The sequence below is a fragment of the Pseudoalteromonas sp. SG43-4 genome (genome assembly GCF_014164325.1).
In the GTDB taxonomy this organism is placed as follows: domain Bacteria; phylum Pseudomonadota; class Gammaproteobacteria; order Enterobacterales; family Alteromonadaceae; genus Pseudoalteromonas; species Pseudoalteromonas distincta.
The window spans coordinates 81,170-95,689 of record NZ_JACJFB010000009.1 but is presented as its reverse complement, the minus strand read 5'-3'; the positions used below and the strand labels follow the sequence as shown (position 1 = coordinate 95,689).

15 protein-coding genes and 1 riboswitch are annotated in these 14,520 nt (G+C 36.6%); of the genes, 3 read left to right on the top strand and 12 right to left on the bottom strand.

Annotation, left to right across the window (positions count from 1 at the left end):
- Positions 1–24 precede the first annotated feature (24 nt).
- Positions 25–209, bottom strand: a riboswitch (cobalamin riboswitch).
- A gap of 54 nt (positions 210–263) precedes the next feature.
- Positions 264–1,058, bottom strand: a complete 795-nt coding sequence (locus H5160_RS10810) for a hypothetical protein (protein ID WP_024595949.1) — start codon at positions 1,056–1,058, stop codon at positions 264–266.
- A 188-nt stretch (positions 1,059–1,246) separates the two neighbouring features.
- The gene (locus H5160_RS10805; RefSeq protein WP_002958753.1) at positions 1,247–1,729 is read right to left on the bottom strand and encodes a YajQ family cyclic di-GMP-binding protein; all 483 of its coding nucleotides are present in this window, start codon (positions 1,727–1,729) and stop codon (positions 1,247–1,249) included.
- Positions 1,730–1,881: 152 nt separating this feature from the next.
- Here H5160_RS10805 and H5160_RS10800 point away from each other — a divergent pair, with 152 nt between their 5' ends.
- Both H5160_RS10800 and H5160_RS10795 read left to right on the top strand, forming a co-directional pair.
- A complete protein-coding gene (locus tag H5160_RS10800; RefSeq protein WP_002958754.1) occupies positions 1,882–2,235 on the top strand; it encodes a VanZ family protein in 354 nt (117 codons plus the stop codon).
- Positions 2,228–3,130, top strand: a complete 903-nt coding sequence (locus tag H5160_RS10795) for a ketopantoate reductase family protein (RefSeq protein ID WP_024595948.1) — start codon at positions 2,228–2,230, stop codon at positions 3,128–3,130. The genes H5160_RS10800 and H5160_RS10795 overlap by 8 nt, the downstream gene beginning before the upstream one ends.
- Positions 3,131–3,155: 25 nt before the next feature.
- On the opposite strand, the gene thiI is transcribed toward H5160_RS10795, so the two are convergent.
- Both thiI and H5160_RS10785 read right to left on the bottom strand, forming a co-directional pair.
- Entirely contained in the window at positions 3,156–4,613 is a 1,458-nt protein-coding gene (thiI, locus tag H5160_RS10790) for a tRNA uracil 4-sulfurtransferase ThiI (RefSeq protein ID WP_024595947.1), read from the bottom strand.
- Positions 4,614–4,988: 375 nt separating this feature from the next.
- Positions 4,989–5,654: a TetR/AcrR family transcriptional regulator gene (locus H5160_RS10785; protein ID WP_165744837.1), complete on the bottom strand. Its 666-nt coding sequence runs from the start codon at positions 5,652–5,654 to the stop codon at positions 4,989–4,991.
- Between the two features lie 198 nt (positions 5,655–5,852).
- Between H5160_RS10785 and coaD the strand changes: the two genes are divergently transcribed.
- Entirely contained in the window at positions 5,853–6,344 is a 492-nt protein-coding gene (coaD, locus tag H5160_RS10780; RefSeq protein WP_182716086.1) for a pantetheine-phosphate adenylyltransferase, read from the top strand.
- A gap of 32 nt (positions 6,345–6,376) precedes the next feature.
- Here the strand turns inward: coaD and H5160_RS10775 are convergent, their stop codons facing one another.
- The 8 genes from H5160_RS10775 to H5160_RS10740 all read right to left on the bottom strand — a co-directional run bounded on the left by H5160_RS10775 (position 6,377) and on the right by H5160_RS10740 (position 14,517).
- Positions 6,377–6,895 (bottom strand): hypothetical protein, encoded by a 519-nt coding sequence (locus tag H5160_RS10775; RefSeq protein ID WP_182716085.1) that lies wholly within the window; start codon positions 6,893–6,895, stop codon positions 6,377–6,379.
- A 1-nt stretch (position 6,896) separates the two neighbouring features.
- A complete protein-coding gene (locus tag H5160_RS10770) occupies positions 6,897–7,424 on the bottom strand; it encodes a hypothetical protein (protein WP_182716084.1) in 528 nt (175 codons plus the stop codon).
- Between the two features lie 503 nt (positions 7,425–7,927).
- Positions 7,928–8,452 (bottom strand): hypothetical protein, encoded by a 525-nt coding sequence (locus tag H5160_RS10765; protein WP_182695710.1) that lies wholly within the window; start codon positions 8,450–8,452, stop codon positions 7,928–7,930.
- Between the two features lie 5 nt (positions 8,453–8,457).
- Entirely contained in the window at positions 8,458–8,961 is a 504-nt protein-coding gene (locus H5160_RS10760; RefSeq protein ID WP_182695711.1) for a hypothetical protein, read from the bottom strand.
- 1,054 nt (positions 8,962–10,015) lie between these two features.
- Positions 10,016–10,210, bottom strand: coding sequence for a hypothetical protein (locus H5160_RS10755; protein WP_101164309.1), 195 nt, complete (start codon positions 10,208–10,210; stop codon positions 10,016–10,018).
- A gap of 258 nt (positions 10,211–10,468) precedes the next feature.
- Positions 10,469–12,334: an argininosuccinate lyase gene (argH, locus tag H5160_RS10750; protein WP_149602222.1), complete on the bottom strand. Its 1,866-nt coding sequence runs from the start codon at positions 12,332–12,334 to the stop codon at positions 10,469–10,471.
- Positions 12,335–12,385: 51 nt separating this feature from the next.
- Entirely contained in the window at positions 12,386–13,588 is a 1,203-nt protein-coding gene (locus H5160_RS10745; protein WP_182737432.1) for an argininosuccinate synthase, read from the bottom strand.
- On the bottom strand, positions 13,585–14,517 hold the full coding sequence (locus H5160_RS10740) for an ornithine carbamoyltransferase (protein WP_002958764.1): 933 nt from the start codon (positions 14,515–14,517) through the stop codon (positions 13,585–13,587). Before H5160_RS10740 ends, H5160_RS10745 begins: the two co-directional genes overlap by 4 nt.
- Positions 14,518–14,520 lie beyond the last annotated feature (3 nt).

Below are 14,520 nucleotides of genomic sequence, written 5' to 3'. Positions count from 1 at the left end.
CTTTGCCCACCGCAAAGATTTAAGTAAGTAAGATTGCATCAAGGCCGGTCTCCGGACTCAGTAAGCACATAAAAACATGCAATACTCTACCGTTGCGGGGGCAGTGTTGGGCTTGTAGTCATCATGAAAACGCACCAACTTCCCGATTATCCTGCTAAAAAAATCATTACATGAAGTGGCTAGCAAGCACCTTGAAAATATGCCGTCATTGTGAGCATTTTGTTTACAAATGTCAATGGACGTCTATATAGCTAAAAGCTATTTCAGTTCAGTGCTGTATTATTATAGCTTGAAGGAATACCGTACTTATCAAGTAGCTTCTGAAGTTGCATTTGTGTAGTAGGTAAATTTAATATTTCATCCATTTTGCGACTAGATATTTTATTTGATTGTGAGTTAATCAAAAAATGTGTTTCATACACTGCATCTGGTACGTCACTCTTAAATAGTAAATCCATATTTAAGATATTCTGCTTTTTAAAATACTGATAAGCAATACTGTTTAAAACCCCGACTTCAGCGCGCCTTAATAGCAGCATTTTAACTACATTGAATTCATCGATTGTAAGGCTTACCTGGTGCTCTTCTCTCAAGTATTCGGCATTTGTATTAAATCCTGCAAATTGATACGAGTACCCTAAAACCCCAACTTTGGTTAATTTGTCCAGATTGTCAAAATAAGTTTGTTCTGATGCATTCTCTTTGAGTGTATAAAGCTCGTTTTTGGTGATGGTATAAAATTCAGTTTTTTCAATGTTTTTCTGCGTTGTTTTTGGCAGCCATTGCATTGCCATTAAAAATAAAACGTCGAAGTTATTTTTTTCAACAGACAAAGTAAGCCTTTTTACAGGTAAAGAAATAAGTATAAAGTTAAATTCCTCCTGTGCGTCGTTTAAAATATTAATAAACTCAGGAGCAAAGCCCTGCTTTTTTTGCGCGTTAATAATAATCGGAAAGTAGCCATCTTCGACCAATACATCAATATCAACTGGCTTTGATAAGCTTGGCTTGGTAAATATAAGCAAAACAAATAACAGAAATAATTGATGGGGTCTCATTTTAATACCTTCTAGAGTGAAATTTTTATTATATTCAATTAAATATAATAGCTTAAATATCAAAAGGTGGATTAATACATGCAGAACTACGAGAGGATAAGGTGGGAAAGTTGTAAAAAATTAAGTAGCTTTAATCTGTCTGCAAATATAGACAAATTAAAGCATTTTTATTAAAAACAGTTTATAAATTAGTCGCGAAAGTTTTTAAACTGAAAAGGCTGACCTAAATCGGCACTGCGTACTACCTGCATTGCCTCTTGAAGATCGTCACGCTTTTTACCTGTCACACGCACTTCTTCGCCTTGAATAGCGGCTTGTACTTTAACTTTTGAATCTTTAATGGCTTTAACCACTTTTTTGGCCATGTCTTTTTCGATACCTTGCTTTAACCCAACGTTACGAAATACATTTTTTCCTGCACGGCTAATATCTTGAAGTTCTAAACTAGCTACATCCATACCGCGCTTTGAAATTTTTCCCGCTAAAATATCGAACAACTGCATAACTTGAGAGTCAGCTTCTGCTTTAAGCTTAATTGTTTTATCGTTTAGCTCAATAGATGCATCAACGCCTCTAAAATCAAAGCGAGTCTCTAATTCACGGTTTGCGTTATCAACCGCATTTTTAGCTTCGTTCATTTCTACTTCAGATACAATATCAAATGAAGGCATTAGTATACTCCTAACTATTTAATCTTAATTTTATGTGGCAATTATAACGCTAAAATTATAAATCTTTACATTTTTCTGCATCTTGTTCAGGTGCGATACTAAATTAGTTTGATATACTTGCGCCTCTTTTTTAAGCGATTTTAGGATTTGTCGTGACAAGGCGTGTTTATCAAGCAGTTTTTTTAATCAGCATAGTGGCTTTCACCTTTTTATTTGCTAAAGAAATAAAAGGTGGCGTTGTAAATTTATTCCCTCATGTTGATAAAGTCGCCCATTTTGGGATTTTTTTTATATTAGCCATAATAATGGATAAGGCTTTTAAGCTTCCTTTATATGCTCAAATACTCTTATTAGCAGGCTATGGCGCCTCGATAGAAATAATGCAAGACGCACTACCTTATAGGCAAGCATCACTTGGTGATTTTTTTGCTGATTTTGCAGGTGCTGCAAGCTACTTTTTACTTAGAGTAATTTTTACACCTCGAAAAAAGAACCCACATGGCTAATATTTTAATCGTTGGCGATGGCGCTATTGGCTTATTGCTGAGCCACTTTTTGAGCGCATCGCATAATGTCAGTGTTTTAACTCGTAAAAACCCAACAAACACCCGCTTTTACAGCAGAGCTAAGGGTGCATCAAAAAAAATTAATGCAAAATTTATTTCATTAAATCAGTTAGATAAAGCAACTGAATTTGATGTAATTTTATTTACCGTTAAAGCTTTTCAAGTGCTTGATGCGTTTTCTCAAATAAAGCCATTTTTACCGACACATTGCTCTGTTGTACTTTCGCATAATGGAATGGGCAACGTTGATGAGATAAATAACCAGCTAAACACCCATCAAGCACTCTACTTTTTAACGACAAGCATAGCGGGCTTTAAATCAAACCAATATATTGTGCAACACACAGGTGAAGGACAAAGCGTTATTGGTGGCTGTAATGAGCTTGCACTTCAAAATAGTGCGCCAATAGCTGATATTTTTAAAGTAATACCCAACCTAAAGTTTACTAATAACATTCAGCAGCTTCGTTTTGAAAAGCTACTCGTCAATATTGCCATTAATCCATTAAGCGCTTTAAGTAATGTAAAAAATGGCGAATTACGTGCACCTAAGTACAATACAATAATTTTTAATGCACTCACTGAAGCATGCAATATTGCAAAGGCTCAAGGGCTTAATATCCCATTAATTAAAGCTCTCAATACCGCTTATAAAATAATGGAGTTAACCGCAAATAATTACTCATCAATGCAGCAAGATATAGCTCACAATAGAGAAACTGAAATATCAGCTATATGTGGCTATATTAGCCAACAAGGTAAACTTTACAGTATTCCAACGCCTTACAACGATGAGTTGTTAGTCAAAATTCAGGCAAAAAAAAGCGTGGTATAAACCACGCTTATATAAGCTTTTAACTTTACGGGCGATAAACTTTTACAGTTTCGAAGCCCTGTTCGTGCAGCATAAGTGCCTGTAGTTGGCTCATTACGCCTCTGTCACAATATAAATAGTAGTCAGTGTCTTTTGGTAAATCACCAAACTTAGTAGCTAAACGGAAGAACGGCAAATGCACCACTTCAACACCATCGATTACAAGCGGTGCAGCTTCTTCTTCTTCTGGTGAGCGAATATCAATTACTACAGAGCCTGCAGGTAAATCAGCAACCGACTCAGCCTCTTTTAGCTCTTGCTTTGCTTCTACGTCAATATCGCGTACATCCATTATGCGCGCGTTATTTACTACGGTATCTAGCACATCAAAATCGAACTTTTCTTCTTCGGCTTCTATTACTTCAATTTTGGCTTTAACTGTCGGTTTTTTAGAAATAACACCACAATATTCAGGCATCGTTTCAGCCATTTCAGCTGTACCAATTTGGCGAGCAAGATTAATAATTTCTTGTTTATCATTTTGAATTAGCGGGCGTAAAATAAGCGTTTCAGTAACGCGGTCAATCACGCTTAAGTTCGCTAATGTTTGACTAGATACTTGGCCAATACTTTCACCAGTGACAAGCGCCTGAATGTTTAACTTTTCAGCCACTACACTTCCTGCTCGCATCATCATACGTTTAAGTACAACACCCATTTGGCTGTTTTCAACATTTTCTAGAATTTCAGCAACAACAGGTTCAAAATCAACTGTTATAAATTTAACTTTATGTGTTGAGCTGTATTTTTTCCATAAAAAATAGCTCGCTTGCTTAACACCAATCTCGTGCGCTGCGCCACCTAGATTAAAGAATAAAAAATGCGTTCGTGCGCCTTTACGAATCATTTGGTAACTTGCTACGCCAGAGTCAAAACCACCCGACATAAGCGAAAGCACGTCTTCTTGCGTTGGTAGTGGAAAGCCCGCCATACCAAAATGCGTTTGCGAAACAATATAAGCTTTATCATCTTTTACTTCTAAGCGTATTGTCACTTCTGGACGGCTAAGCTTAACGCTTGCGCCTTCAATATGTTGATTTAGCCCACCACCAACATAACGCTCTAAATCAGTCGAGGTAAAGTCGTGTTGGCCTATACGCTTAGCACGCACACAAAAGGTTTTACCCACAATTGTATGACCCACTAACGCTATTGTTTTTTGATAGATATCATCGAGAGTTTCAAATTGCGTCTCAGTTACTTCAATAAACTGAACGATACCAGGTATGCGTTTAAGGCTGTCGATAAAATCAAGGCGAACTTGTGCATCTTCAAGCTTTGTAACAACTGAAATATTATCCCAGTTATTTCTTACTTGTACTTTTTCGTCAAGACGTCGCAATACAATCTTAATGTTATTTTCTAACACTTTAGTAAAGCGTTTACGGACCGAACGGCTTTTGATGGCTATTTCAGGATGTAGTTTGACGATAAATTTAAGCATAGTTCACTCTTAGACTGCGGGAATTCGCGCTCCCAGGCATTTGGCGCGCGATTATAGCAAAAAATTCAGCGTCTAGGAAACAACCAATAATTATCGACTAAGCAACCGCGAGGGCCTGTTTATCTTTCGAGGTTAAATTTGCAGCAGTGTATTTGGTATTTTAGCAAGGCAGAGCCTATGTAGCGTGGTTATTCCCTATAAATAGGCGATAACGTAGCATAAATGCTAAACATACGCTGCTCGAAGGATTCTGCCTTAGGGCAATTAACTCTTTGTTGCCTACATAGATTTAGTCAGTAAGGTAACGCAGGAGCAGTTACCCTACTGGCTTACAAATCTCGCATCGCGATTTAATTGCTCCTAAATTGAAAAATTTTAATCTTGAAGGGTCACAGCCCCTAAGGCTTGTTGTGCTAACTCGGTGTATTTTTCGCGTAGCAGGTTCATTTTATCGATACTTTTATCGGTACTGTACGCTCTAAATAATGTAAGTACTTTTAAAATACCGTGATATATATCTTGCTCAGCAAGGGTACCGCTTGGCCTACGAGCCTTAATATAAGGCGTCCAAAAACTAACAGTTAACTTTAGTGTATGGGCTAAATCAATGACATCTTGCTCATCAATAGCAATCATTTCACTATCGCGAAGACCTAGAATAATTTTACGAACTTGCTCTAATAACTCTAACTGAAAATCAATGTAAGCTTGTTTTAGCTCAGTGTCTCTGGCGAGTATATCGCCAAGATTGTCGTAAAAAAAATGGTAACGCCACATTAATTCAAATAACGAATCTAAATAAGCCGTTAAATGATTAAATGCATCATCATCTTTATTAATAGGTTTAAAGTGAGTATTTAAATGATCGCGATACAGCGCAAAAATATGACGGATAATGTCTTCTTTATTTTTAAAATGATAATAAAGATTACCCGGGCTCATCCCTAAGTTTGATGCAATATGATTTGTCGTTATTGCACGCTCACCATTTTCGTTAAACAACAAAATACTGGTGTGTATTATTTTATCCTTGGTATTCATATGCTAATACTCAAATTATCTATAGGCTACATTACACTCAAAAGAGGTAAACAGTATAAACAAATATGAATCATTAAAACACTCAAACCTTGGACTGACCTGTTCAAAGAAAGTAAGTGTTTATATGCTCTATTCGCTAGGCTGCTTTGTGGCATAAACACTGTTAAACTAGCGCTAAAATCATAAATAGTGAACATTATGAAAGTTATTGCAATTTACCCCGGCACCTTTGATCCACTAACCAATGGTCATACAGATCTTATTCAACGTGCAGCTAAAATGTTTGATACCGTATTAGTTGCGGTTGCGAACAACCCAAGTAAAAAACCCTGTTTTAGCCTTGAAGAACGTGTTGAACTTGCAAACTCTATTTTAAGTCACTTAGATAATGTTAAGGTCATTGGTTTTTCTGGCTTATTGGCTGACCTTGCGCGCGATCACAATGCTAATGTGCTTATTCGTGGTATTAGGGCTGTATCTGATTTTGACTATGAATTTCAATTAGCAAACATGAACCGCCGCCTGAATCCTGATTTAGAAAGTGTATTTTTAACACCCGCAGAGCGAAATTCATTTATTTCATCAACGCTCGTTAAAGAAGTAGCACGTCACAATGGTGATGTAAGCGAGTTTGTAGACCCTGTAATTGTCAAAGCGCTAAAAACTAAATTGGGCTGTGGTGCCCAATAACACTTCCCGAATTAGCGCATAACTTGTATGCGCTAATTCGGCTTTTGTATAGATGATGATTTTAATTTTTTAATTAACCAAACAAGTTTTAGCAAATCTTTATTGATAATTAATATTAGTGCCATAGTGATATCAATAATAGGCATAAGAAAACCATACAGCATCCACAGCCACCAAAAGTCCCAATTGCCATAAAGAGTATTATCAATATACATGCTCATAAACAGTGAGGCATTGATAGCAAGCCCTACAATAAGATAATAAAATCCGTACGGTATTTTACATCCTAAAAAAATACGCCACATAAAAATAACGGCAATTGTTAGTACATCAAATATAAACATCTTTAAATGCGGAGCTGCGGTAGTTATGTCTATAAATAAACTAGATGTATACGAAGCCATCATAATAAAGCTAAGGTGAACTCGGCTTTTATCTTGCTTATTAATGGCAATTGATAGAGTGAACAAAAAAGCAAAAACAAACAGCCATGTAATAAGTATTCCAAAATATTCGTTAACTGAATTTAATTGCCAAAATAGATCCTCCATTCTATTCAACTTTTTGATGAGTGTTTTTTATACGATTAAGTAAATACCGTTTTAAAGCAACCAAACCTAAAAAATCTTTATTAATTAGGAGAACTAAAAGCATCGTTAAATCAAAAATTATTTGCCCTATTGCATATAAGGCCCAAAACCACCAGTAGTCTAAATTTCCTAAAACAATACTGTCGTAGTGCATTCCAAAAAAAACAAATGCGTTAAAGCTAAGTCCGACTAAAAGATAATAAAAGGCTACGGGGAGATTTTTACTAAAGTATATCCGCCATATAATCAGAAAAAATATAGTTACGATATCAAATATAAAAAGGGTCAAATGGGGTGTCTTGCTCAAGGGATCCATAAAAATACTAGAGGTGTAAGATACCATCATAATGAATGCAAGCTGTGTGCAGCTTTTGTCAGACTTGTTAATGCTTGCAGACAAATTATATAAAAAAGCGAGTACAAAAGACCATGTAGTAAAAATGGTTATATAGTCGTATAAACCAGCCAGCTGCCATAAAAAATCAAGCATTGCGTGACCTTTTAAATTTTTCAGTTAAAAATTTAGTAAGCTTAACTAGACCTAAAAAATCTTTGTTAAAGATAAGCGCTAATGGCATTATCAAATCTGTAAAGTACATACCAAATACATAAACGTTCCAAAACCACCAATAATATAGAGTACCTAAAACCTCTATATCGTAATGCATAGCTAAAAATAAAGATGCGTTAATACTCAAACCAAAAACAAGATAATAAAATGCGTTAGGAATTGGGCCACAACTGCAGTACCGAAACGTAAAAATAATAATTAGAGTTACAATATCGAAGTAAAAATAGTTTAAGTGAGACACTATAACCATATCGAACAGTGTACTTAAGGTATACGAAATCATCATAATACCAGAAAGGTACATTGTATTTTTATAGGGACTGTTTATGCTTGCTGACAAATTATAAAGAAATGCAATTACAAAGAACCATGTAATAAATATACCTACATAATCTCTAATCGCTACCAGATCCCACAGTATGTCAGCCATCATGCCCCTTTATGAATTTATTATTTCGCAACCACCCTTTTAGTTTATACAAACCTAAAATATCCTTATTGATGATTAATACCAATGCCATTGTAAAGTCGACAAAATACATTCCAAAAATATAAACTGTCCAAAACCACCAATAGTAAAGAGTACCTGCAATTTCAATATCGTAATGCATACCTAAAAATAAACATGCATTAATAAAAAGCCCTACAATTAAATAGTCAAAAGCAATTGGTACTAATTTTTTATATATAAATCGCCAAAGTATCAGGGCGCTAATAGTAGCAAGATCATAATAGAAGTAATTTAGGTGAGGATTTTCAATCAGTGGATCCATAAAAAGACTAGATATATATGAAACCATCATTATAAATGAAAGATGCGCTCTACTTTTATCATTTTTATTAATACTCGCTGATAGGTTATATAAAAATGCGATTAGGAAGAACCATGTAAATAGTATTGCTACGTTATATCCTAAATCTACCAGACCCCAAAGTATATCAGCCACTACTTCTATTCCTTTTTCATAATACTATTGTGGAACCATATTTTAATTGCAGCTAAAGCTAAAAAATCTTTGTTTATAAAAAATATAGCTACCATTATGAAATCAGCAGCGTTAACCCCTATTACGTAAGCATTCCAAAGCCACCAGTAGCTTGTATTATTTGATATATAGATGTCGTAATGCATGAGAAAATGCAGAGTTGAGTTTATAGCTAAACCAGTAATAATATATAAATAGGTAATACCACCATGCCAGAGCCACCTAAGGAAAATAATAACTAGGAGAGTTAAAGTATCGGAAAATAAAAAATCGAGATAAGTTACCGTATTAAGATTTGTAAATATACTAAATGAATATGAAATACTCATAACTAAAGACAAATAAACTCTTTCTTTATTAGACTTATTAATCGAATGAGCAAGGGAGTATAAAAATGCCATAAGGAATCCCCATTGTACAAATGCACCTATGTACAATGACACTGTTGGACTTACCAAAAGTTCACCCATTATTTTACGACTTTTTCAAGTTTAATTTGAAGGCTTTTAAATGTAGCATCTGTATAATGTTCCTATTGAGTACTAATGAAAGCATCATTAGAGTATCTATAGAGTTAACACCTATCGAATAAAAACTCCAATACCACCAAGGCTCAATATTATACAAGACATATAGATCATAGTGCAGTATTAAGGTAAGTACTGCATTTATCGTTAACGAAATTATTATGAAGTGAAAAGCTGCAGAACGTTGGAGCACTTTGAAGTACTGTAAAGTTAACAAAGCTAAAATTGTAATAAAATCGTAGAGCGCCCAATTTAAATATAAACTTTCTAATAAGTTTATATAACCACTAGAAATATATGAGCAGAGCATAAGCGCTGATAAATAAACCGAGGATTTATTTTCTTTATTTATACTGGAAGCTAAACAGTATAAGAAAGCCATTAAAAATCCCCATTGAGAGAAAGCTTCTACATAATCCATTAGGGCTTCAGTAACGTACATTTAAGTTAGGTTACTTTATGGGTATCGTTTGACTTGAAGTAGTTGATAGTTTTATTTTTTAATTTATGAAGACCGAGAAAGTCTCTATCAACAATAAGTGCAACAATCATTATTACGTCTATAATATTAACTGAAACTGCGTAAATGTCCCATAATAACCACCGTTCTTTGTTTTGATGTACATATAAATCAAAATACATCAAAAGAAAAAAAGTTAAATTTATCGATAGTCCTACGGTCAAGTATATGAATGAAACGGAGGTTTTTTTCTTACAGGCTAGGCTCACAGAAAGAATTAGAATAGTTAGGACATCATATATTGCCCAATCCAAATATACTGTAGTTTTTATCGACAGCCATGTAAAGAAGTAATCTGATAGTGTATAAGAAACCATCATTACAAACGAACTGAACAATAGGTTTGTATCTCTTTTTACATTTAGGGAGTAAACAAAGACATTGAAAAAAAATGCCATTAAAAACCCCCACATTGTAAATGCAGAAAGGGAAAAAAAGCCAAAAAACTCAGTTAAAAACATTTATAACCTTAATTAATCACTTAGGTTTTATAGGTATCATACCACCACCGCGCTGTAATTCTGCACCAGCTGCAGCAATAGCCTCTTGAGAAAAGCTCACTGTATCAGATTGCAGGGTTTTAGGGCTAGCAGTTTGTTCCATTGCAGGCTTTAATTGTTGTGTTTTGTTGTATGCTTGCATTTGTAATTGGCTATTAGCTGAAACTTGCATGTGATTGATCCTTGTAAAAGTTTTAATTATATTTGGTGCAACTTTTAACCACATTATTATGTAGATAAATGCATTACCTGTTTTAAGCAGTGATAGCTATTTTGCTATCTACCTAATAATTAGCAATCAATGTGCCAACTTTTTTTGACGCATTAAAATTCACTCAAAAATATAATCAAACCAAACAGCTCCGACCAGTTTACTGCAAATATAAAAAAACGCACAGGGATAACCGTACGTTTTTTGTATCCAGGGAGTTTAAGCTACGTATTTACACGGGATCTCCGCACGTGTACTTAGCTTCAAAATATATTCCATTGCTACTTCGTCACAATTTTCTTTACGAAGGCAAAGTTCACAATCTTTCATTACTTTTTCAGGCAAAGAGTCTTTGCTACAAAAAGTAAAACGTTGTTGTTCAAAGAAATCGGGGACACGGGTCAATACAATAACTCGGTTAAGTGCCAATTTTTTGGCTTTAGCAAGTAGGTGCTCTACAAGCTGTCTACCCTGCCCCGTCACTTTACTTTTTGGGTCTATACCCAATGAGCGTATTTCAGCAAGGCCGGTATCGTAAATGTATAACGATGCACAACCTGACACTTTTCCATTTATTTCAGTAACGGCAAACTCGTTAATGGAGTGCACCATATCGCTTTTTGCACGAGGCAGGTTTTCGCCTACCGTTGCCCAGTGCTGTATAAGTGTGGCAATTGCCTCTACATCATCTAAATTTGCATCACGTACCGTTATTTGCTGTTTTTTTTTGGCTTCTTTAACAGCATTAGTTACTTGCTCAATAGACGTCCCACCAAGCGCTTGACGCGCTTTTATACAAGCATCAATTTCAAGTACTGGGTAAACATCGTCTTCAAATACAGTGTTTACTGATTTGTACTGTTCAAGTGATAGCTCCTCAAGCGTTTTACCTTCGCTAATCGCAAGCTGTACAAGTACACCCACAATGTGATGCCCTTCTCTAAATGGCACACCTTTAGCAACTAAGTAATCAGCAAGTTCAGTGGCATTAGCGTGGCCGCCTTTTGCCGCTGCTAACGTTTTATCACCATTTACTTTTACGCCTTTAATACACGCTTGCGCCATATGAATACATGCAAGCCATGTTGGCATAGCGTCAAACAGGCCTTCTTTGTCTTCTTGCATATCTTTATTGTATGCAAGTGGCAACGCTTTTAATGTCATCATCATAGCGCTAAATGCACCAAATACACGTCCGGTTTTACCGCGAATAAGCTCGAGTGCATCAGGATTTTTTTTCTGAGGCATGAGCGATGAGCCTGACGTGACGTTATCAGCAAGCTCTATAAATCCGGCTTCACCCGAATTATAAAAAATCAGATCTTCAGACATACGAGATAAGTGAATCATCGAAATAGACGCACAACTTAAAAGATCTAACACGAAGTCACGATCAGATACGCCATCAAGGCTATTTTTTGTAGCCGCTGTAAAACCTAATCCGTGGGCTAATGCTTGGCGATCAATCGGATAAGCTGTACCTGCTAATGCACCACTGCCTAATGGGCAAAAATTCATGCGCGCTTTAGCATCTTGCAGGCGGCTTTCATCGCGCTCTAGCATTTCTACATACGCCATACACCAGTGGCTAAACAATACTGGTTGTGCGCGCTGTAAATGCGTGTAACCTGGCAATATTGTGCCAAGCTCTCGCTCTGCAAGCGCTACAAATTCGCCTTTTAGCTGTGCAATGGCATCTAGTAAATGATCGGCTGTATCACGGCACCATAGTCTAAAATCGGTGGCAACTTGGTCATTACGGCTTCGGCCTGTATGTAATTTTTTAGCTAAATCACCTACTTTTTCAATTAGAGCAGCTTCAACATGTGAATGAATGTCTTCTGCACCTGAAGTAGCAACTGATTGTGGATCAGCTTTAACTTCTTCAAGTAGCTCATTTAATGCAGCAACTAATTTTGTATGCTCATCACTTGAAAGTACATTTACCTGTTCAAGTGCACCAGCCCATGCCACAGAGCCAATAATATCTTGCTCTGCTAACTGGTAGTCAAAGGGAAGAGAGTCGTTAAATTGCTTAAACGCCTCATCTGGACCCGTAGAAAAACGTCCGCCCCATAATGCCATGAAATCTCTCCAAACCCTGTAATGCCCCTTTTATAAGGGGCTATAAATAATTTACTTTTTAGCCAATGCTGAAATTCTGCTTGAAAGCGAGAATAAACGAATAAAGCCTTCAGCGTGTGACTGGTCATACACATCATCTTCGCCAAATGTAGCAAATGCTTCGCTGTATAAGCTATTTGGTGATTGCTTTTGAACCGCAGCTACTTGACCTTTATATAGCTTAAGTACCACTTCACCTGTTGCCACTTTAGAAAGTGCTTCTGCACCAGCTAAAATAGAATCTTTAAGTGGTGTAAACCAACGTCCGTCGTATACTAAATGTGAAAATTCACCACCTAGTACTTCTTTCCATTTACGGCTTGCTTTATCAAGCACTAGCTCGTCAATGGCTTGAAGCGCAGCCATAATTACTGTGCCACCTGGTGTTTCATAACAACCGCGTGACTTCATACCTACTAAACGGTTTTCTACAATATCAACACGTCCAACGCCATGAGGCGATGCAATATCGTTTAATTTAACTAAACAGTCATATGGTTTAAGTTCTTCGCCATTTACAGCAACCACTTCGCCTTCAACAACTTTTAAAGTTACTAGTTCTGATTTATCTGGTGCTTGCTCTGGAGAGTTAGTCCAAGTCCATACTTGCTCAGTTGGTTGGCACCATGGATCTTCAAGCTCACCACCTTCGTGCGAAATATGCCAAGCGTTAGCATCACGGCTATAAATTTTTGTAGCAGATGCTGAACACGGAATGTCACGCTCTGCTAAGTAATCAAGTAATGATTCACGACTCGATAAGTCCCACTCACGCCATGGCGCAATTACTTTTAAATCTGGAGCAAGGGCTGCAAAACATGATTCAAAACGAACTTGGTCATTACCTTTACCAGTACAACCATGAGAAAGTGCATCAGCACCTACTTTACGTGCAATTTCAACTTGTGCTTTAGCAATAATAGGACGCGCCATAGACGTACCTAGTAAATAAGTACCTTCGTAAATCGAGCCCGTTTTAAGTGTTGGATAAATGTAATCACTTACCATTTCATCTTTTAAATCAACTACGTAACATTCTGAAGCACCTGAAGCGATTGCTTTAGCTTCTACGCCTTCAAGTTCTTCTGCGCCTTGACCTACATCCGCTACAAACGCAACAACTTCACAACCGTAGTTTTCTTTTAACCATGGCACGATAGCCGATGTATCAAGACCACCTGAATAGGCTAAAACGACTTTTTTAATTGAACTCATAGGTGTTCCTTAACAAAATTTGGATTTAGTAATGTAACTAGCAAAGCATTTTGCGCGTGCATGCGATTCTCTGCTTGTTGAATAATTTTCGATGCTGGACCATCCATTACCTCAGAGGTAATTTCAAATTCACGGTGTGCCGGTTGGCAATGTAATACCGTAGTTGCACCTGTTTGATCTAGCAATGCCTGATTTAATTGATAAGGCATATATTTTTCTTTAACTTGCTCAAGCGGTGTTGTATCACCCATTGATACCCAAGTATCTGCATATACAACGTTTGCACCAACAGCCGCTTCAACACGGTCACTTACCATCACTGATGCGCCATTCATTGCCGCTATTTGCTCTGCCTTTTTAAGGATTTGCGAATCAGGCGAGCTGCCTTTTGGCGTTACAGCAACAAAATCAGTGCCAAGCGTTGCCGCTAAAAGCATTAATGAATGAGTTACATTGTTGCCCTCACCTAAGTAAGCCACTTTAAGCTCGCTCACATCGCCGTGAACTTCTTGAAGCGTTAAAAAATCAGCAAGCGCTTGGCATGGGTGGTATAAATCACACAAACTATTTACTACCGGTACTGATGCGTATTCACCTAATGTAGTTAATGTGCTGTGCTGATTTACGCGTGCAACAATACCATCGGCCCAAGTAGAAATATTAAGTGCGAAATCTTTAATTGATTCACGTGCACCCATAGCGCCATTTTGCTGATCTAAATAAACTGCATGGCCACCAAGGCGGTTAATACCTATATCAAACGATAAGCGAGTACGTAAACTTTGTTTTTCAAACAATGTTACGATTGATTTTCCCGCTAATACGTTGCTGTATTTTTCTGGTTTTGCTTTTATATCTTGCGCTAACTTTAATAAATTAAGTGCGCCTTCTTGGTCTAACTCTAAACCCGTTAAAAAATTCTCAAACATAAT

Coding starts and splice junctions, on each gene's coding strand:
- H5160_RS10810 (WP_024595949.1), bottom strand. CDS start 1,058: ATGAGACCCCATCAATTATTTCTGTTATTTGTTTTGCTTATATTTACC.
- H5160_RS10805 (WP_002958753.1), bottom strand. CDS start 1,729: ATGCCTTCATTTGATATTGTATCTGAAGTAGAAATGAACGAAGCTAAA.
- H5160_RS10795 (WP_024595948.1), top strand. CDS start 2,228: ATGGCTAATATTTTAATCGTTGGCGATGGCGCTATTGGCTTATTGCTG.
- thiI (WP_024595947.1), bottom strand. CDS start 4,613: ATGCTTAAATTTATCGTCAAACTACATCCTGAAATAGCCATCAAAAGC.
- H5160_RS10785 (WP_165744837.1), bottom strand. CDS start 5,654: ATGAATACCAAGGATAAAATAATACACACCAGTATTTTGTTGTTTAAC.
- coaD (WP_182716086.1), top strand. CDS start 5,853: ATGAAAGTTATTGCAATTTACCCCGGCACCTTTGATCCACTAACCAAT.
- H5160_RS10775 (WP_182716085.1), bottom strand. CDS start 6,895: ATGGAGGATCTATTTTGGCAATTAAATTCAGTTAACGAATATTTTGGA.
- H5160_RS10770 (WP_182716084.1), bottom strand. CDS start 7,424: ATGCTTGATTTTTTATGGCAGCTGGCTGGTTTATACGACTATATAACC.
- H5160_RS10760 (WP_182695711.1), bottom strand. CDS start 8,961: ATGGGTGAACTTTTGGTAAGTCCAACAGTGTCATTGTACATAGGTGCA.
- H5160_RS10755 (WP_101164309.1), bottom strand. CDS start 10,210: ATGCAAGTTTCAGCTAATAGCCAATTACAAATGCAAGCATACAACAAA.
- argH (WP_149602222.1), bottom strand. CDS start 12,334: ATGGCATTATGGGGCGGACGTTTTTCTACGGGTCCAGATGAGGCGTTT.
- H5160_RS10745 (WP_182737432.1), bottom strand. CDS start 13,588: ATGAGTTCAATTAAAAAAGTCGTTTTAGCCTATTCAGGTGGTCTTGAT.
- H5160_RS10740 (WP_002958764.1), bottom strand. CDS start 14,517: ATGTTTGAGAATTTTTTAACGGGTTTAGAGTTAGACCAAGAAGGCGCA.